Origin of the sequence: Embleya sp. NPDC008237 (assembly GCF_042956465.1) — a bacterium.
Lineage (GTDB): Bacteria > Actinomycetota > Actinomycetes > Streptomycetales > Streptomycetaceae > Embleya.
Genome location: NZ_JBIBGL010000017.1, coordinates 196,247 through 216,771 on the forward strand (window position 1 = coordinate 196,247; position 20,525 = coordinate 216,771).

Here is a 20,525-nt window from a genome sequence, read left to right on the forward strand (position 1 = left end):
GACCGACCCGCGGACCGTGCCCGTGCCGGCATGTCACCCACCGCATGTCGTCTCCCGGAGTTCGCTGTCCCGGCGCTCGAAAGGAGGCCGCCGACGGGTCATGACGGCGAGCCCGTCGCTGCGGTCGCGGCGCCCCACCACTCGGGCTGCGGAGGCATCATGCCCCCGTACGCCTGCGACTCGTTCACGATGTGGGTGCCCGACTCCCGCAGGCCTCGGATCGCCTTCTCGACGAGGTCGGCACGCATCGCGCCGTCCCGCTTCACGACCTCACCGCCGACGAGGACGGTGTCGACGTCGGAGGTTCGAGCGCTCATGACGATCGCACCCATCGGGTCGACCGCTGGTGTCAGGTTCAGGGATGTGTTGCGGATGAAAAGGAGATCGGCGGCCTTGCCGACGTCGATCGAACCACACTCGTCCTCCAGGCCCAGACCGATGGCCCCGCCGAGCGTCGCGAAGTACAGCACGTCGGCAGCACGCAACTCGAGGCCACCCATGTCGTAAATGCCTTTCTCCTCCAGCGCGCGCTGATTGGCCCGCGCACGCTCCCCCGCCAGCATCAGGCGCATGGTCGTGAACATGTCGGGAGAGTTGTTCGACTGGATGTCCGCTCCCAGCCCCGCCACGACACCGGCGCGGTCGGCGACGGCGGCGATCGGGAACCCCATCCCCATATTCAGCTCGGTCTCGGGGGTGGAGGAGACCTTGGCCCCATGATCGGCCAGGATCGCGAAGTCCTCGGCATCGGAGGTGTTGCAGTGCGAGTGGAGCTGGTGCGACCAGAGGAGCCCAGCCTCGGCCAGCTGTTTGATCTCCGACCGGTATCCGGGCTTCCACCGGGCGTTGGTGTGAGTGTGGATCAGGCAATCCAGCTCGCGCCCGAGCACCATTTCCTGGGCGGCCTGCTCGATGCCGTTCAGGCTCATCTCGGTCGGCGCGATCCCGAAGCGCACCCGCCCGCCGCTGGTCGCAAACAACGATGAACGCACGCGTCGCGCGTCCTCGAGGCGGGACTCGACAGACGTGAAGTACGGATTCGTCGTGTGGGGGTCATAGAGCCCGTAGCACCACACGCCACGGATTCCGGACTCGTTGATGGCCGCCACGCCCGCGTCGGCGTGCTCGGGGGTCAAGATGCTGTGGGAGTAGTCGACCGAACAGGTCGTGCCGGAGTCGAGCAGCCCCACGGCCGCACCGAGCGTCCCGTTGTAGATGTCGACCGCGCGGTGCACGCCGGAGTGGTTGCGCCGGATCGTCCACACGTAGTCCGACAGCGTGAAGTCCACCGTGAGGCCGCGCATCGTCGCCTGCCACATGTGGTGGTGCGCGTCGACGAACCCCGGGATGATCCAAGCCCAGGACGCATCGACGACATCGGCACCTTCGGGCGTGGACCCGAGGTTCTCGGCAAGCCGACCGATCCGGCCGTCGACGACCTCGACGTCGACTCGCTGAAAGCTGCCGCTGCGGGGGTCGCCCACCAGGACCAACGCGCCCGTGTAGATCGTTCGAGTGCCCACGAATCTTCCTTCCGCTCCGTCGCGCCGAGTGCCGACAACGACTGGACGGTATCATAACGACCTGTATAGTACCGCTCATGGTACCAATGTTTGCGTCCGAGATCACCCCTGGCGAGGGCGCCGCGCAGGCGCTGCCGACACCGACCACCCGCCCCTTCTGGGACGCCGCGACCGAGGGCCGCCTGGCGGTCCAGCAGTGCGGCTCGTGTGAAAAGCACTTCTTCTACCCCCGCATCGCGTGCCCGTCCTGCGGCTCCCGCGAGGTGTCGTGGGTTGACGTGAGCGGACGCGCGACGTTGCTGAGCTATGTCGTCAACCACCTCCCCGCCCCCGGATTCGAAGCAGTCGGTCCGCACGTCATCGCAATCGTCCGGCTTGAGGAAGGGCCGACCATGATGACGAACATCATCGGAAACGACGCTGTGCCCGACCAGCTGGTCATCGACATGCCGCTTCAGGTCGCCTTCGAGGACCGGCGCGGCCAGGTGGTTCCGGTGTTCGCCCCCCGAGAGGGGCACGCCGCGTGAGTCGCCTCGTGGCCGCCATCGCCGGCGCCGCCGAAACGAGCCTCGGACGACTGCCCGCCATGTCCGAGTTGGACCTCCACGTCGATGCCGCGCTGCTCGCTCTCGCCGACGCCGGCCTGAGCCTCGACGATGTCGACGGCATCACGAGCGCCGTGCACAACCCGGTCGAGATCGCTCACGCGTTGGGAGTCCGTCCGACGTGGTTCGACGGCACGAGCGTGGGCGGGACGTCGTTTCTGGTGCACGTGCGTCACGCGGCTGCCGCGATCGCGGCCGGACAGGCCGAAGTCGTCCTCGTGCTGCACGGCGAATCCCGTCGGTCGGTGGTCGGACGCCATCCGCGTCCGATGCCGGCCGACGGGATGCTCGGTCAGTTCGAGCTACCGTTCGGCGTCAACGGCCCTCCCACGATGTTCACGCTCCCTTACCTTCGCTACGCCCACGAGACGGGGACGACGCTCGAGCAGCTGGCCTCCGTGCCGGCTCGGCAGAGCGAGTGGGCGCACGGAAATCCCCGAGCGGCCCGCCCCTGTCTCGCGAGCGTCGACGAGGTCCTGGCATCGACGCCGATCGCCTGGCCGTTCACCAAGCTCATGTGCTGCATGGTGAGCGACGGAGGCGGTGGGCTGGTCGTCACGTCGGCAGAGCGTGCCCGCGAACTGCGCCGTACCCCCGTCTATCTGTGGGGGTCGGGCGAGGCGGCCGACAGCCCTTTGGTGTCGCAGATGCCTGACCTCACGCGCGCCGAGACGTTCGAACGGTCGGCCGCGGCTGCCTTCACCGAGGCGCGCATCAGCCACAACGACGTGGATCACCTGATGGTCTACGACGCGTTCGCACACGTGCCGCTGTACGGCCTCGAGGCGCTCGGTTTCGTCGGGCGTGGGGAGGCCGGCGCGTTCGTCGCCGACGGTAACACCGCCCCGGGCGGGCACCTGCCGATGAACACCAACGGCGGCGGCCTTCGCTACACCCACACCGGCATGTACGGGATGTTCGCGATCCAGGAGGCCGTCCGCCAGCTCCGGGGCGAGGCGTTCGCCCAGGTGCCCGACGTGAATGTCAGTGTGGTCCAGGGTGTCGGACACTTCTTCTCGGAGGCGGCGACGTTGGTGCTCTCGAACCAGGAGGTGTCGGCATGACAACACCGGCGGCCGCGCCTGCTCGGGGCTTCTTCGAGATCGCGGCCCGCGACCGCGACTGCGTCGCGTTGCGGCTCGGGTCCGAGACCGTCACGCGGGGCGACCTGCTCGATGACGCCCACCGTTGGTCCCGCCTGCTGCAGGACGACCTGGATCTGCGGCGCGGCGAGACCGTGGCCCTCGTCCTGAGGAACGGTGCGACCTTCATCGCCGCACAGCTCGCGGCGGAGCAGATCGGCCTATACCTCGTGCCAGTCAACTGGCACCTGACCGCCTCCGAGGCCGCCTACCTGATCGGGGATTCCGGGGCTCGCGCCGTGGTGACCGAGTCTGCCCTCGAGCCGCTTGCCGTCGAAGGAGCTCGCCTGGGTGGCGGCCTCGCTCCCGACCGCGTCGTCGTGGTCGGAAGCGCATCGGACGGACTCTCGGCCGAGAACCTGCTCGCACGGCATCCTGCCGCTGCGCCGACGCAGCGGAGCGCGGGCTCGGTGCAGTACTACAGTTCCGGGACGAGCGGGCGCCCCAAGGGTGTCCGTCGGGCGCTGCCGACGACGACCCCCGACGAGGCTGCCGATGCCCGGGCTCGGCAGCGGTTCGCGCAGTACGACACCGACACCGGGCTCCCCCAGGTGCACCTGGTGGTCGCCCCGCTCTACCACCCGGCACCGAATCTCAACGCGCTCTGCGCCCTGCACCTGGGGCAGGAGCTCGTCATCACCACACGGTTCGACGCGGCCGAGACGCTCTCGCTCATCGACCGATTCGGCGTCACGACCACGTTCATGGTCCCGATCATGTTTCATCGGCTTCTCGACCTCGACGAGTCGATCCGCGACTCCTTCTCAGGCCGCTCGCTCCAGCTGGTCACCCACGCTGGAGCACCGTGCCCGCCGGAGCTGAAGCACCGGATGATCCAGTGGTGGGGTCCGGTCCTCACCGAGTACTACGGGTGCACGGAGTTCGGCATCGCCACGATCATCACGTCCGAGGAGGCGTTGCAGAAACCAGGCTCCGCAGGCCGCGCGGCACCCGGCATCCGGCTCGAGATCCGCGGGAGCGACGGACGGCCGCTCCCCGCAGGCGAGCCCGGCACCATCTACGTCAGCGGTGGCTTCGATTTCACCTACAGCGGTGCGGCCGGGGACTTGATCCCCGCCGGGGCATCGGACGCCCACGACCCGTTCCGGACCGCGGGCGACATCGGCCACCTCGACGAGGACGGCTATCTCTACGTCGGCGACCGACGCTCCGATCTGATCCTCTCGGGGGGCGTCAACATCTACCCGGCCGAGGTGGAAGCCGCCCTCGTGACGGAGCCGTCGGTCGCCGACGCCGTGGTTGTCGGCGTGCAGGATGACGAGTGGGGGCAGCGCGTCGTCGCCGTCGTGCAGCTGAAGGGCGGCGAGGAGGGCGGCGAGCCGGCTGCCACCCGCCTGCGCGGTCACCTGGCCGACCGTCTGGCGCGGTTCAAGACACCGCGCGAGTTCCACTTCGTCGACTCCGTCGGCCGCAGCAGCACCGGGAAGATCAACCGCCCACAGATCGCCGCGCTGGTCGCACAGCGGCGCCCGGGCTCCTAGTGCACGGTGTTTGCCCGTCAGGGTGGGAGCGGGTCGCCTGGTCGTTGGTAGTGGCTTATCCGGGCTTGGCGTCGGCGTCGTCGTCGCCAGTGTGACCACTGGGCGTCTCGGCCCGCTCCCTCCGCGTCCGCAACACCGGCCCGATCGTCCCCACCCACCACATCCCCGAACTCTTCGAACTCTTCCGCCGCTTCCGCCCCGACCGCCCCGGCTCGTCCAAGGGCTCCGGCCTGGACCTGTCCATAGTTCGAGCCATCGTCCACGCGACCCGCCCGGATCACCACCACCGCCAACCACCATGGCGGCCCCACCGTAGGCATGGCCCTCCCTCGAGCCTCCACGCCAAGAAGCCCACGGAGCCGACCCCCACTCGCACCCGAAAGCGAAACCGGCACGAGCGGCTTGGCCGTTGATGCGGTCGCCGGGTCGACGGTCCCCGACCCTGAGCAATCCCAGCGGGAGGCCCCGCGGCGTCAGGGTCCTCCCGCGGTCGAGGAGAAGGATTCGGGCGTGCTCGACGAGCATCCGGAGCCGAGGTTCACAGAGTTCGAGACAGTTCGCCTCGGTGGCTCCGACAATGCTTCTGGCGCTCTGATCCGGTTTGTCTACAATGGACCCAATAATGAACGAATATTTTTGCAGGGAATAGGAGTGGCTTTCGTTTACCCAAACGACGGTAGGTCTCATGGACCGGGAACTGTTTGCCCAGCCGCCTTGCGGCGCCATCGACCCGGGGACGCGCCAGGGCGGGCTGGTTGCTTCCTCCCTGCTGGACGTATACCACCGGCTGCGAGCGAGCACCTGTGCTGCCTATCTCCCGACGAAAAGCCGCCGGACACTGGCCGCGGCCATGATCGTGGACTCTCCCCTGGGCTTCGGCATTCCGTCCGGTTTCGACATCGACGACCTGTCGTGGCCGACGACACGGGCATATCGGACGGGGAAACTGGTGGCCTTCGACGAGGTCGACGTATGGGAGGGGGTACGTCGATCGCCGCATCGGTTCCCGACCAACATCACCTTCTCCATGGCGGTCGTCTCTGCGCCGATACGAACCTCACGGAACCGGTTCGGGACCATCGGCATACGTCTGGTACCGCCGAGGTCGGTCACGACCGAGGAGCGGGAGTACATGCAGGCGGTCGCAGACCGGCTGGCCGCCGACCTCGAGGAGTTGACCGGGGGGGAAGAGGCCGTCACGGCTCCCGCCGTTCCGGTGTTCATCCCTGCGGGACCGGAGCCCGCCGCAGGCGACCCGGACCTCGAGCCGAGGCTGCTGGAGGCCGTGGCGTCGGCGACGGTCCGCAGCAGCCACCTGTACCAGATCCAGCGGCTTGCCAGGGAGCTGGCCGGTGCGGCACAGGTCTCCGACATCCTCGCACTCGCCCAGACCAGGGTTGTCCAGGCCTTCGGCGGCAGGGCCTCGGCGCTGTCCGTCGTCGAGGGGGAGCGGCTGCACGTGGCGGGGGCAGCCGGTCTGCCCCGCGAAGCGGTCCGCGACATCGAAGGGACACCGCTGTCCCGGCGCACTCCGGAGACCGACACGGTTGCCACGGCCAGGGCCAGGATCTTCGGCTCGGGCGAAGAGGTGGAGCGTGCCTATCCGGGCGTCACCGTGGATCCCGGCGAGGGAGCGCGCGGATACTTCCCCCTGCTGCACAGCGGCCGGGCGATGGGTTGCTACACCATCGAGTTCACCGGCTCGCGGAAGCCGTTGTCCGCCACGGAAACCACGCTTTTGAGCCTCCTGTTGGAGCAGGTGGCCCAGTCCCTGGCCCGTGCCCGGTCGCAGGAGGTCGAGCACGCCCTCACCCGCAGGATCCAGCACACCCTGCTGCCCGGGAGCCCGCCGCACATACCCGAAGCGGTCACCACCGCCCGGTACTTCTCCGCGACCGAGGGCGTGGCGGTGGGTGGTGACTGGTACGACGTGCTCAACCTGCCCGACGGAAGTATCGGGCTCGTGATCGGCGACGTGGAGGGCCACAACCTGGCCGCCGCAGCGGTGATGGGCCAACTGCGCAGCGTCGTACGGGCGTACGCCGCGGAGGGGCATGGCCCCGCCGTAGTGCTGGAGCGGAGCAACAGCGTGCTGTCGGGCCTGGACGCCAACCTGTTCGCGACGTGCTGCTGCATGTGGGTCGACGTGGCGGCCGGCGCCGCCACCATCGCGAGCGCGGGGCATCCGGGACCCCTGGTCGGTGACGGCCCCGACGTGGCGCAGCCGCAACTCGCGGTCGGACCGCCGCTGGGGGTCGACACGCGGGCCGTCTACCGGGACACGGCGATCGATCTGCGCCCGGGATCGGTGGTGGCACTGTTCACCGACGGCCTGCTGGAGGAACGCCGGCTGGGGTTCGACAACGCGGTCGTGCGGCTGACCGGTCTACTCGCCGACAAGGGCGGCGAAGACCTCGAAGTGCTGGCCGACGCCATGGTCCACGCCGGCTCGGCGCGGGAGGCCGGCAGCGATGACGCAGCCCTTGTCCTGATGCGGTTCGAAGGCGCGCGGCCGCACGAGACGGCGCGCGTCGCCCGCATGTCGGTGCAACGGCACGACCTGCTCGGGGTCGCCCAGACCCGCCGCTTCCTGCGGGACGTGCTGCAGCGGTGGTCGCTGCTGCCCATGCTCGACGACCTGGAGGTACTGGTCTCCGAGGTCGTGACCAACGCGCTCATCCACGCCCACAGCGAGGTGGACCTGAGACTGCGTGCCTATCCGCACCGGATCCGGGTGGAGGTACGCGACAGCGATCCGTATCCCCCCGTACCGACCACGCTGCTCCAGGACGACGCACGCAATGTGGAGGCCGAGTCGGGACGAGGCCTGCTGATCGTCGACGCCCTCGCCACGGCCTGGGGCAGCTCGCCCGCGGGACGGGGCAAGACGACCTGGTTCGAGATCAGCGTGCGCGCGGACGGGCCGTAGGCACGGGAACCCGTCCCAGCGGGGCGCCGGCCGCGGTGACCCCGTCCTCAGGGGTGGCCAGACGCCGTCGAGGACGTTACCAACTGTCGCTGGAGGTCGCCGCCGAGGCGGTGGGTGTGTCGGAACGCACGGTATAGCGGTGGTTGGCGGCGGCGCGCGGGTCGGGCCGTGTGGATCCGCCGGGACGTGACCGTTTCACTCTCGATGACACGCTCCGGAGTAGCGGTCTTCCAGCGCAGGCTGAGACTGTCGTCCGCCTTCGGTGCTCGAGGATGGAACAGCGTCAACGTGTCGCTGATCACGCACGGCCCGTAGGCCGACATGAACCTCTTGTAGTCCAGCGGGAGGCGGACGTCGAATTCGTTCTCGAAATCCCGCCAAGCGGAATCGACGTCGTGATTCCACAGGGGTCGCCGAGGACACGCGAGAGCTTCCCCAGGCGTCCTTGAACGCAGTCACGGCCGGCGCGGGATCCGAAGGCGGGCAGCGTCAGTTCGACGCGTCGTCCAGGACGGGCGCCCCCAGCATCGCGAACTCCTCCGGCGTGATGATCTCGATGCCCAGGGTTTCGGCCTTGGCGCGTTTGGACCCGGCCTTGTCTCCGGCGACGACGAGGGCGGTCTTCGCGGAGACGCTCGACGCGGCGCGGCCTCCGGCGCGTTCGATCGACTCGTTCATCTCGTTGCGGGACAAGGCCGCGAGCACACCTGTCATGGCACCCGTCACGACAATGGCCTGGCCGGCCAACGGCAGCGGTCCCTGCGTCGCGGCAGGTTCGTCCGCCACGGCGCTCCGCCCGAGGGAACGCCGCGGCCGGCGACCGTGAGCCGCGCGACATCGTCGACGGGATTCGGTGCTGCGGCGGGTGTGGGCGTGGGGCCGGTGCCCAGGCGTCGGCGAGTCACCCGCCCAGTGTCCCGCCCTCGACCAAGACCGGAACCCAGGTCGCCGCACGGGGTGGCACCGCGTCCGTTCCCTGGGCCGGTACGCCCGCCCAGGCGTCGAGGCCTGGGCTCGACCTGTCGCCGCACGCGACCGCGCCGCCCGAGCCGAACCGTGCGCCGACGCACCTCGGTTCCGGGTGTTGTCCGAAACCGGGAATGGCGCTAACCTCACTGCCGCAGAGACAACCGGGTCGCTGTGGGATCGGAAAAGGGGGGTGAGTCGATGTCTGTCGCCAAGGCCGCTGCCGTGTGCAGTGCCCGCCGGACCATCCTCACGTCCCGGGCCCCGGTCTGACCTGACGGCGATGCCCCCGCACGAGCTTTGACGGCTCGCGGCAGGCGATCCACTGTGCCGATCGGGGTCCCTTTTCAAGGGTCCCTACGTTGTCTCAATCCTTTACGCGTCATCCTCGACCGCATTCCCTGGCGGACTACGGCTGGGACGAGGCGTGTGAACACGCCTTCGCACCCCACCGCGCCGCCGGACTGATCCCCGCCCGCATCGCGCGGGCCGAACGCGGCTCGTGCCAGGCGGTCACCGACGCCGGAATCGTCCGTGCGGACATTCCCGGCACCGCCGACCACGGTGATCCGTCGTCGGCGCCGTGCACGGGAGACTGGGCGGCACTGCGCCCCGCCGCCGGCGGCCGCGCGCCGGTGCTGCACGCGACGCTGGAACGTCGCACCGCCCTGGTGCGCGCGTCTTCCTCGCGTACCTCGCACGGCCAGGTCCTGGCCGCCAACGTCGACACCGTCGTGGTGACGGTCTCGCCCGCGGTACCGCTCAGGCACGGTCGGACCGAACGCATGCTCGCCCTGGCATGGGAGAGCGGCGCCCGGCCGGTCGTGGTGCTCACCAAGGCCGACGCATGCGCGGACCCGGCCTCCGCCGAGGAGCAGGTGTCCGGGGTGGCCGCCGGTGTGGACGTCCTGGTCACCAGCGCCGTGACCGGACGGGGCCTGGACACCCTCACCGCCGTCGTGAGCGGCACCGTCGTCTTGCTCGGCCCCTCCGGGGCGGGCAAGTCCACCCTGGGCAACCGACTGCTGGGCGAGGACCGGTTGGCCACCGGCGCAGTCCGCGAGGTGGACGGCAAGGGCCGACACACCACCTCCTGGCGGGAGTTGCTCCCGCTGCCCGGCGGCGGGGTCCTGCTGGACACCCCCGGCCTGCGCGCGATCGGTCTCCAGGACGCCCACAGCGGACTGGAACAGACCTTCGCCGAGATCGAACACCTCGAGCAGGGCTGCCGGTTCACCGACTGCGCACACGAGAACGAACCCGGCTGCGCGGTGCTCGCCGCCGTCGAGGCCGGCGAGATCCCCCGACGCCGCCTGGACAGCTACCACCGGCTGCTGCGGGAGAACGCCTACTCCGCCTCCCGCACCGACGCCCGGCTGCGCGCCGACCGCGAGGCCACCAAAAAAGACATCACCCGCCACCTGCGCGCCACCTACCAGTTCCGGGAGAACCGGAAGTGACCAACAACGACACCCCCACCCACGGCGGCGACCCGGTGACGCAGGCGTTCTTCACCCTGCACCACGACCTGCCCCGGCAGGGCCCGGGCTCGGACGCCACCACACGGCACGCGCTGAAGATGGCCGGACCGCTGCCCGAGCACCCGCGGATCCTGGACGCCGGCTGCGGCCCCGGCCGCTTCGCACTGCTCCTGGCCGAAGAGGCCGGCGCGCACGTGACCGCGGTCGACCTGCATCAGCCGTACCTGGACAGCCTCGCCGCCGAAGCGGCCCGCCGGGGCCTGGGCGACCGGATCACGGTCGTCAACTGCTCGATGGACCGACCGCCCGTCCCCGACCACGGCTTCGACGTGATCTGGGCCGAAGGGTCCGTCTACACCATCGGCTTCGACGTCGCCCTGCGCGCCTGGCGTCGCCTGCTCGCCCCGGGCGGAGTCCTCGTCGTCACCGAGATCGAATGGACCGTGCCCCACCCCGCCGACCCGGTGCGCGCCCACTGGAACGCGGCCTACCCGCCGCGCACCCACGCCGCGAACACCGCCGCCGCACAGGCCGCCGGCTACCGTCTCCACGCGCACCGCCCGCTGCCGGAAAGCGACTGGTGGGAGGAGTACTACACGCCGCTCACCGAGCGCATGGACCGAGCCGACCCGCAGCACCCCGGCATGGCGGAAGCCCTGGCCGCACACCGGACAGAGATCGACATGCGGCGCGAACACGGCGACGACTACAACTACGCGCTCTACATCCTCCGCCCCCACGACCACACCCCCCACACCAGCGAGGACGAAACCATGACGACCTGGACCACCCGCCCCGAGACCACCGAGGACGTCCCCGCCATCCGTGAGATCCTCCTCGCGGCCTTCCCCACCGCCCTGGAGGCCGACATCGTCGACGCCCTGCGCGCCGACCCGACGGCGTGGATCGACGGACTGTCCATGCTCAGCACGGCCTCCGACGGCACCGCGACCGGGTACGCGCTGCTCACCCGCTGCCACGTCGACGGCGCACCCGCCCTCGCCCTGGCGCCCTGCGCGGTGCCGCCCTCGGCCCAGCGCACCGGCGCCGGCTCCGCGGCCATCCGCGCCGCACTCGACGCCGCCCGGGCGATGGGCGAAAACCTCGTCCTCGTCCTGGGGCACGCCGACTACTACCCGCGGTTCGGCTTCACGCCGGCCTCCCGCTTCGGGATCCGCGCACCCTTCGAGGTCCCGGACGAGGCCATGATGGCCATGGCCCTCGACACCACCCGCACGGTCCCCACCGGAACCATCGAGTACCCCGCCGCCTTCGGCGTCTGACCCCTTCCGTGGTGCCCCGGGGGACTCGAACCCCCGGGGCACCACCGGCCCTTCCATCGAGGAACGGACCGGCACGACGATCGGAGCCGTCCCGCCACACGTGACGCGGATCGACACGGGCCCGGTCGCTGGGCGGCCGTGAGTTCCCCGGCGTAGGTCAGGCGCCATTGCCAGGACACCGGCCGGCACTTCCCCTGGATCTGCTCGGGCGTCCCCGACGTAGCCGCCGGAGGTTCTCGGCCTTGCACACGCCCGGCCGGCCCGCGGCCTGGTCGAGGGAGAGTGCGGCCAGGCCCGGGGTGCGGGCGGCGACCGGTTGGGGGTTGGCGGCGGCGTCCTCGACGTCGCGGGCGGGCGGCTCGGTCACGGCCGGCACTCTCCCCGGGTCGTGGCGGTGGCCGGCATCGTACGGACGAGTCGGTCGTAGCCGATGCCCGCCGTCATGGTGGCGAGGTTCCGGTGTGGGAGTGACCGGGCAAGGTGTTGATCTTCAGCCGGACGGGGCCGCCGTCGGGGGTGACGATGAAGTCCGAGCGGGGGTAACCGGTGCAGGACAGGGCGCTGTGCACGGTGGGCGCGGTGGTGGTGACCGCGTCGAGGGTGGTGCCGGGGTGTTCGGCCGGGCTCCGATACCGGTACCCGGTGTGGTCGCGCTTGGTGGCGTAGTCGTGGAACTCCCCGTCGGTGGGCAGGGGTCTCCGGGGGCGGCAGGGCCATGGGTGTGCCGTCCACTTCCAGGGTTCCGCAGCGGGTCGCGGTCGCCGTATGGGGATGGCGACTGTGGGGAGGACCGGCACACCGGCGGCGGTGACGACGGTCTTGGCGAGGATCTTGTGCTGACCCGGCAGACGCGGATCGAGGGCCCTCACGAATCGGGACCACCCGGCCCACGCCGAAATCCGCCGCTAGAAGGACGGCCTACACGCCCTCTTCACCCACGAGTTGACCCACTTCGGCCATCCCGAACCCGAACTCGGCGCCACCCAACTCCTCGTCCTCGTCGACGGCGTCCTCGCCCACGCGGTCATCCGTCCCGACGCCCACCCCGCCCTTGCGGCCCGGAAGACGGCCGAACTCGTCCTCGCGGCGGGCCGCTGACTGTTTCCACGCCGCCGAGGACCGTTCGGGCTTGTCGAGGCGGAGTGAGCCGTGGGCACGTCGGCGTCCGGGCGACGGCGCGACGTGGTGGCTTGTCGTACGGCCCCGGGGCGTACCGAGCGTGCAGCGGCGAGGTGGCCGCGGGGCCGGTCGCGTTCATCGGGGTCGATGGCCGCACGAAGTCCGTCACCAGCGACGGGTCCCGGGGCTGGTGAGCGGAGGTCGATCAGCCGCATCCCCATCCTCTTCCTGGGCGGAGCAACGTGCCGGGGGCCGTTCCGAACCGGCAAGGGCGATTGGTCTTTTTCAAGCTGCGGCCGGCCGTCCCTTGACCTGTACCGAGGTCCAGGGGCGAGGCTTGAGGCATGAGTGAGGCAGATGAGGTGTTCGGTATCGCGGAGGTCTCGGCGTCGATCGGTCTGGCGCCCGACACATTGCGATACTTCGAACGTCAGGGAGTCGTACCGTCGCCAGGGCGCGACAGTGCGGGGCGTCGCCGATACACGGCGGCCGACGTCGAGCTGATCCGCATGCTGGTTCATCTCCGTGAGACGGGGATGCCACTTGCCGACATCGCACAGTTCACAGGCGCCGACGACAAGACGACCGATCCGGCCGGGCTCCGAGTGGGATTGTTGAAGGCTCATCGCCGTCGTGTCCACGACAGGCGCGAGGAACTGGACCGTGCGCTGGATGTGATCACTCGCAAGATCGCGGACTTCGACGATCGGATCACGAGTTCGGTGGAACTTCTCGACCGACCGGACTGCACGATCGCCTTCGGTGTCCAGGGTGAGGGGCCACTGCTGTTCCTCGTCGGCGCGCCGGCCGGGCGGGCCGGTTTCGCAGCACTGGCGCATGAGCTCGCAAGCCGGTTCACCGTCGTCACCCACGATCCGCGTGGTATCGGTGCCAGCCGCGCGGTCCCGGGGACGGCAGCGCCCACGCCCGAGGTCCTTGCCGAGGACCTGGCCGCACTGGTCGACAGGTTCACCGGAGGGCCCGCCCTGTTCGCCGGCACCAGTGGTGGTGCCGTGACGCTGTTGGAACTGGGCAAACGGCACCCCGACATGGTCGGGCGGGCCGTCCTGCACGAGCCGCCCCTGGTGTCCCTCCTGGACGACGCGGACCTGGCCGGCCGAGCCGCAGCGGCGTTCGAAGCTGCGGAGGCCGATCCTCAGCGGGCAGCGCAGGAGTTCTTCGACCTCAGCGGCGCTGCCCACCACACGGGACCGGATCAGACGCCTCCCGCTCATATGGCGCTGCCCGGGCTACCGGTCGAAGAACTCGACAAGAACCGCTACTTCCTGGGTCGGATGGCCGGCCCCACTGTCTTCTACGTCCCCGACATCGAGGCCATCCGTCGCGTTTCGTTGACGCTGTGCGCCGGCTCGCTGAGCCATCACCAGATGGCGCGCCGGGCGACCCGGGCACTCGCCGAACTTCTGGAACTACCTCTGATCGACATGCCCGGCAACCACCTCGGCGCAAGCGCGGAACCCGCAGAGTTCGCCCACGCGCTCGTGCCCCTGCTCGAGGCCTGAAACATCGACGTGCCCGGCAACCACCTCGGCGCAAGCGCGGAACCCGCAGAGTTCGCCCACGCGCTCGTGCCCCTGCTCGAGGCCTGAAACGAGGCCCCCTCCTCAGCCGAACGGCTCAGGAGGGGGCCAGTGGGTTGTGGCACCGAAACGCCGTACCGACTGCGTGCCACTGCCTGCAGGTCGCACGACTCGTCGACGAGGACGTGCATCTGGGCGTGGCGCTTGCCGCGGTTGGCGGTGCGGTCCCAGGCCACCTCGACGCCGACGGCCGCGGCGCGGGCGAACAGTTCCGCGCGGACGTCGGTGTACTCCATCGGCGTGCCGTCGGGGTGGGCGGAGCCGTCGTCGACCACGCGCACCCGGGTGACAGCCGGGACTGCACGAGGACGGAGTGCAGGCAGGCGCGCAGCGCGCCCGGGCCCTCGTTGTGGACGGGCACCTGGACGGTGACCGTCAGGGCGTCGACGGCTGCCCGTTCGCCGGCGGACGCCGTCCTGCGCGGGCGCTCCAGCCACGACACCGGGACCCACCACAACAGGAGGAAGGACACCAACCACGGCATCGCCATCACGCCGGACATCCGGCCGTGCCCGAACCCCCTCAGCACCGTCACCGCGTGCGTCAGCCCCCAGGCGGTGAACGCGGCACACGGATGCGGCCTTGAGGATCTCATTCGCCCGCCGCAACTCGGCGACTTCTTCCGGGAGATCGGCGGCGGGTGCCGCGTTCACGCCTCCTTCTTCGCACGCGAGAGCGTGCGACCCATGAGCCACACCCCCGCCAGGGCGACCACGATCGTGAAGGTCCATTCGAGCGCGTTCATCGGGTCGTGAAGCAGGCGGTTGTCCGCGACCATCAAGTACGGCAGGACCAGCAAGAGCCAGCCTCCGCAGCAACGGAACAGCCACAGCCCGAAGATGGCCGGTCCGCACATTGCGAGCAGTGCCCACCCCAGGATCAGCCACATAAAGAACGCTTCCTGGGACGAGGTCAGAAAGCGCTCGGTGTGTCCTCCGGCCCTCATTTGCACCACTTCGCCGCGCCACAGGCGCAGATCGACCCGGTCGCCACGGTCCACGGCTTTGTAGGTGCGCTTGTCGACGCCCAGCCATCTCCGCTGCCCTGCGAGGGAGACTGCGACGAGGTGGTCGGTGGTACACGATCCCGTACCGTCACTGTCCGTGCTGCACCAACGTTGTGTCTTTCTGTCGACGACCTCGGCAACGGTCTGCGCGATGCAGTGGTGAGCCGTCGCCCACGGGGTTCCGACGGGGCACGGATCGGCAAGCCGGTACACCCGGACAGCCCGAGCGTGGGCGTCGACACGGTCCGCGGAGATCACCAACCCCGGCACGGCAACGGCGAGCATCACCACCCGCAGACACACAGGCAGCACCCCACGATGCCACCCGAACCAGTGCTTGTTGCCACGTAACACCGCAGGACACCCCCGACCATGCCGGACGGACCGCTTGCCCCCGACGGCGTGCGCCATCCCGGTGCTGGGAGGCACTGACGGTCGACGGACAAGGGAGGATGAGACCGCATTCGCAGCGGCCCCGCGGGGCGGCGCCACCAGCCGGATTCGTCCGTGGCCGACATCCGCGCGATCTCCGTGCCGAGGGCGGCACATCGATTCCACCCGCGACCGCGGCTCCGTCGTCGGCGTCGCATTCGCCGAGGAACCCCCGGTGATTTCGTGTCGGATGTGTTCGTCCTGTCCATCCCGCGAGCCGCTGCGACGGTGGCCGGTGTCCCCGAGTGAATTCTCTCGATGCGACACCCACGGCGACAACGGCTTTCGGGCGGGACCGAATACCGCTGGCCAGAAGGCTGTTGGGACAGGAGTAGGTCGTTCGGGATGCCGGCGCATCGACAAATGGCACGCTCCGGCACAGGAGCCCTGGCCGGTCCACACTCGCAAGGTGTACCGGCGTGAACTCGTGCCGGAAGCTTCCCACTGCTCCCGCGGACACGGAGTTCTCGGAGAAGGCGGGAAGCTCCCGGCACAGCCTCGGGTGCTCAGGCGAGCGAACCCCCGCACATCGACCGCGCCGGCCCACCGCCTACAGCCCAGGCTCCGGCCGGCCACGAGCACGAGTCCGGGCCGGGTCGTGGCGGATACGGCGGAGGGCCACGTAACCCGGGAGATCGCCGCCGCGGCCCGCCGACGAACGACCGAAACGGGTTCTTGTGATGTCGACCGCGCGGCGGTGAGACTCGTCCCAGCCGATGGCCGCAGAATGAGGTATCGATGTTACGTATCCATTTCACCGCCGCCGACTTGACGCGGACCCGTGTGGTGGACGGCTGGGGACCTCTGGGCGAGACGATGCTCAGCCTGACCACGCTGAGTCGAGGCAACGCCCCCGCTCTGCTGGGCGGTTGGCGAAGCCGGGTGCGGCGCGAGTCGGCCGGGGCCGCCGCCTCCGCCTTCGCCGGCCTGTTCGACAGTCAGGCTCTCGACCTGTTCACCGTGACCGGGGCCACGCCCCATCTCGAAGAGGGACTGGAGGCGCTGACGGCGGCCCGACCGGACCACCTGCACACGGAACTGGCGTACGCGGAGAAGATCCGAGCCCTCCACACCGGCAAACCCGATCGAGGACCCGGTGCGGGCATGGGGGACTTCGCCCACGACCGGTCCAGGCGCGGTGATCTGGTCCGATTCCTCGAGGAGCATCACCGGATCGCGATCGCTCCCCACTGGTCGCGTATCCAGCCGCGGTTCGTGGCCGAGCAGGCCGACCGTGCCCGCACACTGGCGACGCACGGAGTCGAGGCCATGCTTGCCGGGCTGCCTTCGGGATTTCGCTGGCGGCCCCCGTATCTGGAGATCGGACGCGGCCCGGTGGTCCGGAAAGTCGTTCTCGCCGGACGAGGCCTGAAACTGGTGCCTTCCGTGTTCGCGCAATACCCCCTTTCCTACGAGGTCGTCGGCGACGAAGGGGAACAGCCCGTCGTGTTCCTTCCGGTGATGCGCACCGCGGCGGACGCCGCGCAGCTTCTCGGCGATGCGCAGGCCACGCGAAACCCCGCGGCCCTCGCGACCCTCCTCGGCCGCACCCGCGCCAGAGCCCTGGAGGTTGTCGGCGACGGACAATGCACCACCGGGCAACTCGCACAACGCCTGACCGTGTCCCCGCCCACCGCCAGCGAGCATGCGACGGTACTGCGCGAGAGCGGCCTCATCACCACCACGCGCCTGGGCAATTCCGTCCTCCACGCACTGACCCCCCTGGGCGCCGCGTTGCTGAACGGAACGCTGCACCGGCCTGGCGCGCGACGTCCCGGGAGCGACGCGACCCCGGAGCTCGCCGCGTCTTCCGCCGATCAAGGGTGACGGCCGACCGAGAGTGACGATCGACCGCAGGAGGTCCGACCGGAGAGGGTTGCCGCTCGGGTGGGCGAACCTCGGCGAGACGCCGGGTCGTCGCCGGGGTCGCGTGTCGCTGTCGGGACAGGACCAGTCCACGGTGCGAACCGGCCCGGCATACCGACGTGTGGTTCGCAGACGCCCCGTCAGGGGCCTTCGGGTACGGAGATCACCTATCGACTGCCGAACGAGCACCAGCGCAAAGACGTCAGGCGCTCGACGCCATCTCAGGAGGTATTGACCATCTCCTCCATCGTGCAAGTGCCGGTGAAATACGTGTTGTTGTCGTAGTCGCCCGCGCAAGCACGGAACGTTACCATTTGGTTCTCGGGAAAGGATTTGTTCATGTACCGCCAGCCGGTTTTCTTCCCGGCCGTGTTCCAGATCTGTCCGGAACGAGATTGGCCGGTGTCACTGAGGGGCCCTACGTTTTCCGGACAGCTTGGCGGTTTTCTGTTCCATGCCGCGAGTTTCAATTCCCGCTCTGGATGCAGGACTTCGTGGGGTGTGCCATAGCCGATTCCCGAGTGGAGGCGGCGGCGGTTGTAGAAGCCCTCGATGTATCGGACGACTTCGCCGCGTGCTTTCGCGTGTGTGGGAAGACGTAACGGTGGAGCCATTCGTTCTTCAGGGCTCCGAAGTACGACTCGGCCATGGCGTTGTCCCGGCAGACGCCGGTGCGGCCGACGGATTGCCGCATCCCGTGACCGGCGAGTGCCCTCGCGAACTCTTCGGAGGTGTAGGGGGCCGACGATATCAGGGAGGTCTTGAAGTGGTCGGCCATGGCCCAACCGACGACTGCCTTGCTGTGGCAGTCGATGACCGTGGCCAGGTAGAGGAATCCCTCCCATGTGGAGATGTAGGTGATGTCGCCGACGAGTTTGGCGCCGATCCGGTCGGCGTCGAGATCGCGTACGACCAGGTCGGGGATCCGCGGGTGGGATCCGTCGCCGAGTGTGGTCACCGGCCGCCACGGGCGCGGTTGGCAGGCCACCAGGCCACCGAGAACCTCCTCGAGCGGCTGCGGACCGCGTTGCGCGACGCCCGCGACGCCGCGATCGCCGAGGGGGACGACGTCACGCTGGACTACGTGAAGCAGATGTACGCCAAACTCGTCTCCACCATGGGCGGTTCGAACTACAACCGGGAGATCAACCGCCCCGACTGGATGCACATCATCCGCTCCCAGGCGTTCTCCAACCTGTGGGTCAAGGCCTACAAGGCCCACCGGGGCGGCCTGACGGTGGTGCGGGTGATGGGCACCGACGAACTCCACCTCACCGGAGGCGACTGGCGCACCCTGTTCACCGAGGGCCGCGGCGTGGGAGACGTGAAGATCAAGGACACCTACACCCTCCAAACCAAGGACAAGAGCTGACGCCCGCCACCACCGACCTCGCCCCCACCCCGCCCGAGAGGACCTGACACCGCATGCCGTACCGCTCCCTGGAGCCCGGCAAATACGCGATGCGCGGCACCCGCGCCTCCGCCCTGGCCGCACAGCGCCTGGACGAACTCGCCGACGGCGTCGCCTCGCCCGTCGACACCGAACGCGGCCTCGCCGCACGCCTGCGCTACCTCACCGCCTCCACCGCCGGCTACACCGCCATGGACACCGCCGACATCGCCGTCACCCTGCGCACCCTCGCCGCCTGGCTCGCCGAGGACCAAACCCCCAACCGGGCGAACCTGCGCCGGATCGACGCGGCCTATCGCGACCTGCGCCGGCGCAACGTGGCGCGTTCGCTGACCCGCCGCTGAACAACGACGGCCGCGGCACCCGCGTGGAACTGCACCCCCACGACCAGTCCGGTGTACGCGAACCGCACCGGCGAGCCGGGGTTGCCGGGCACCGCAGCGTCAACGTCCGCCGCTGGGACGCCATCGTCCGCGCCTGGGCGGCCGGCGACGAACGGACCCTGGACGAGTTGTGGACCGACGAGGTCCTGGCCGATCTCGGCTCCGACTGGGGCGGCTTCGAGTTCGCTTCCGGGGTCGGATTCGCAGCCTAGTCAACTGATTCGTTGGCCCATGGGGTTCGAAGTACAGGGTGGGCACCTGCCGGCCGCTTCGGTCTCAACCCCTGGGCGCGCTCGGCCTTCGGCAGACCATCGTTCACTCTTGCGGGTGATGGTGTCCGGTGCCCCGATCGGCCTGGAACGGGAGATCACCCCGGACCGGGAACAGACCATCGACCCGACTCGGCTTCCCCCGAGCCGAACTGCCCCCAGCTTCGACCGGATTGCCGCGACAACCGGCGAACGTCTCTCACCTCACTCGATTCCATAGCGCTTCGGGGCGCACCGACCCGGCACGACAAGCGGGCCAACGTCTACCCGGGCACGGCTCCGCCGCAGCCGTCGCCATTGGGCTCCGCACCAGATCGTGTTCACCACGCAGGGGGCCGCGACCGGTCGCCGTCCTCGATCTCCTCCGGCCAGTCGACGGGAGCGCAGTCCGTCCGACTCAGGACCCCGGGATCGGGAGGGAAGTCCTCGTTGTGCGGCCCGCTCCAGTAGGCCCGCCGGGTCCGCGGAAGCGGAATCTCCACCAGCCTGCCGTCGTGGATCATCCACAGACCGAAGCAGTCGTCCTCCTCGTCGTGAATCAGCACCTGCACCGTCTCCGGTCGGGGCCACGGCAAGGACTCCAGATGCTTCAGCAGCCCGGACCGCGGGCGCACGCGCACAAACTCCGCGCCCCAGCCAAACCCCCAATTCCCACCGGGACTCATCTCGTGGAAGGTGCCCCGCCAGGTGCGTGTGTCATCCGGGCGCGTCAGCGGCTCCATGACTTCGTCTGCGTCCTGCGCCAGGACGATGACTTCAGCGATTCTGCTCATGCCGGAATACCAGCGCCAACCAGCCCCTCAACGCAACCGAGTTGAACCACCGGTCGGACACCGGAGCGGAACAACGCCTGTGTCGAGTCCCGGCCTCTGCCAATGATCGCTCGGACGGCTCCCGGTACCGATGCCACCCGCGCCCCGCCACCTCGGGTCGGTTCCGACCGGCGAAATCGCCGCCGACCCCTACCGCTCGGCGCGGGGGCGGAGTACCGTTCCCGGTCCGTTGAT

The 20,525-nt window shown here is 69.6% G+C and carries 15 protein-coding genes and 2 pseudogenes; 11 read left to right on the plus strand and 6 right to left on the minus strand.

Features of this window, described 5'->3' with window-relative positions; genetic code table 11:
- Positions 1 to 98: 98 nt before the first annotated feature.
- Positions 99 to 1,523 (minus strand): amidohydrolase family protein, encoded by a 1,425-nt coding sequence (locus tag ACFZBU_RS36355; protein WP_391588008.1) that lies wholly within the window; start codon positions 1,521 to 1,523, stop codon positions 99 to 101.
- Positions 1,524 to 1,609: 86 nt separating this feature from the next.
- Here ACFZBU_RS36355 and ACFZBU_RS36360 point away from each other — a divergent pair, with 86 nt between their 5' ends.
- The 5 genes from ACFZBU_RS36360 to ACFZBU_RS36380 all read left to right on the plus strand — a co-directional run bounded on the left by ACFZBU_RS36360 (position 1,610) and on the right by ACFZBU_RS36380 (position 7,701).
- Positions 1,610 to 2,050, plus strand: a complete 441-nt coding sequence (locus tag ACFZBU_RS36360; RefSeq protein WP_391588009.1) for a Zn-ribbon domain-containing OB-fold protein — start codon at positions 1,610 to 1,612, stop codon at positions 2,048 to 2,050.
- Between the two features lie 8 nt (positions 2,051 to 2,058).
- Positions 2,059 to 3,192 (plus strand): thiolase, encoded by a 1,134-nt coding sequence (locus tag ACFZBU_RS36365; RefSeq protein ID WP_391588010.1) that lies wholly within the window; start codon positions 2,059 to 2,061, stop codon positions 3,190 to 3,192.
- Positions 3,189 to 4,772, plus strand: a complete 1,584-nt coding sequence (locus tag ACFZBU_RS36370) for an AMP-binding protein (RefSeq protein ID WP_391588011.1) — start codon at positions 3,189 to 3,191, stop codon at positions 4,770 to 4,772. Before ACFZBU_RS36365 ends, ACFZBU_RS36370 begins: the two co-directional genes overlap by 4 nt.
- 161 nt (positions 4,773 to 4,933) lie before the next feature.
- On the plus strand, positions 4,934 to 5,185 hold the full coding sequence (locus tag ACFZBU_RS36375; RefSeq protein ID WP_391588060.1) for a hypothetical protein: 252 nt from the start codon (positions 4,934 to 4,936) through the stop codon (positions 5,183 to 5,185).
- A 437-nt stretch (positions 5,186 to 5,622) separates the two neighbouring features.
- Entirely contained in the window at positions 5,623 to 7,701 is a 2,079-nt protein-coding gene (locus tag ACFZBU_RS36380) for a SpoIIE family protein phosphatase (protein WP_391588012.1), read from the plus strand.
- Between the two features lie 489 nt (positions 7,702 to 8,190).
- On the opposite strand, the pseudogene ACFZBU_RS36385 reads toward ACFZBU_RS36380, so the two are convergent.
- Positions 8,191 to 8,454, minus strand: a pseudogene (locus ACFZBU_RS36385) (BRCT domain-containing protein); the annotation flags it as partial.
- A gap of 575 nt (positions 8,455 to 9,029) precedes the next feature.
- On the opposite strand from ACFZBU_RS36385, the gene rsgA reads away from it, so the two are divergent.
- Both rsgA and ACFZBU_RS36395 read left to right on the plus strand, forming a co-directional pair.
- Complete coding sequence (rsgA, locus tag ACFZBU_RS36390; RefSeq protein ID WP_391588013.1) at positions 9,030 to 10,127, plus strand: ribosome small subunit-dependent GTPase A; 1,098 nt, start codon at positions 9,030 to 9,032, stop codon at positions 10,125 to 10,127.
- The gene (locus ACFZBU_RS36395; protein ID WP_391588014.1) at positions 10,124 to 11,431 is read left to right on the plus strand and encodes a GNAT family N-acetyltransferase; all 1,308 of its coding nucleotides are present in this window, start codon (positions 10,124 to 10,126) and stop codon (positions 11,429 to 11,431) included. Before rsgA ends, ACFZBU_RS36395 begins: the two co-directional genes overlap by 4 nt.
- A 440-nt stretch (positions 11,432 to 11,871) precedes the next feature.
- On the opposite strand, the gene ACFZBU_RS36400 is transcribed toward ACFZBU_RS36395, so the two are convergent.
- Positions 11,872 to 12,300, minus strand: a complete 429-nt coding sequence (locus ACFZBU_RS36400; RefSeq protein WP_391588015.1) for a hypothetical protein — start codon at positions 12,298 to 12,300, stop codon at positions 11,872 to 11,874.
- Positions 12,301 to 12,894: 594 nt separating this feature from the next.
- On the opposite strand from ACFZBU_RS36400, the gene ACFZBU_RS36405 reads away from it, so the two are divergent.
- Positions 12,895 to 14,073 (plus strand): alpha/beta fold hydrolase, encoded by a 1,179-nt coding sequence (locus tag ACFZBU_RS36405; protein WP_391588016.1) that lies wholly within the window; start codon positions 12,895 to 12,897, stop codon positions 14,071 to 14,073.
- Between the two features lie 727 nt (positions 14,074 to 14,800).
- Here ACFZBU_RS36405 and ACFZBU_RS36410 read toward each other — a convergent pair.
- Positions 14,801 to 15,511: a hypothetical protein gene (locus tag ACFZBU_RS36410; protein WP_391588017.1), complete on the minus strand. Its 711-nt coding sequence runs from the start codon at positions 15,509 to 15,511 to the stop codon at positions 14,801 to 14,803.
- A gap of 816 nt (positions 15,512 to 16,327) precedes the next feature.
- Between ACFZBU_RS36410 and ACFZBU_RS36415 the strand changes: the two genes are divergently transcribed.
- The gene (locus ACFZBU_RS36415; RefSeq protein ID WP_391588018.1) at positions 16,328 to 17,416 is read left to right on the plus strand and encodes an ArsR family transcriptional regulator; all 1,089 of its coding nucleotides are present in this window, start codon (positions 16,328 to 16,330) and stop codon (positions 17,414 to 17,416) included.
- A 505-nt stretch (positions 17,417 to 17,921) separates the two neighbouring features.
- Here ACFZBU_RS36415 and ACFZBU_RS36420 read toward each other — a convergent pair.
- The gene (locus ACFZBU_RS36420) at positions 17,922 to 18,413 is read right to left on the minus strand and encodes a DDE-type integrase/transposase/recombinase (protein ID WP_391588019.1); all 492 of its coding nucleotides are present in this window, start codon (positions 18,411 to 18,413) and stop codon (positions 17,922 to 17,924) included.
- 18 nt (positions 18,414 to 18,431) lie between these two features.
- Here ACFZBU_RS36420 and ACFZBU_RS36425 point away from each other — a divergent pair, with 18 nt between their 5' ends.
- Both ACFZBU_RS36425 and ACFZBU_RS36430 read left to right on the plus strand, forming a co-directional pair.
- Complete coding sequence (locus tag ACFZBU_RS36425) at positions 18,432 to 18,827, plus strand: hypothetical protein (RefSeq protein ID WP_391588020.1); 396 nt, start codon at positions 18,432 to 18,434, stop codon at positions 18,825 to 18,827.
- A 53-nt stretch (positions 18,828 to 18,880) separates the two neighbouring features.
- Positions 18,881 to 19,461, plus strand: a pseudogene (locus ACFZBU_RS36430) (transcriptional regulator).
- A gap of 377 nt (positions 19,462 to 19,838) precedes the next feature.
- Here the strand turns inward: ACFZBU_RS36430 and ACFZBU_RS36435 are convergent.
- Positions 19,839 to 20,291: a hypothetical protein gene (locus ACFZBU_RS36435; RefSeq protein ID WP_391588021.1), complete on the minus strand. Its 453-nt coding sequence runs from the start codon at positions 20,289 to 20,291 to the stop codon at positions 19,839 to 19,841.
- Positions 20,292 to 20,525: the final 234 nt, after the last annotated feature.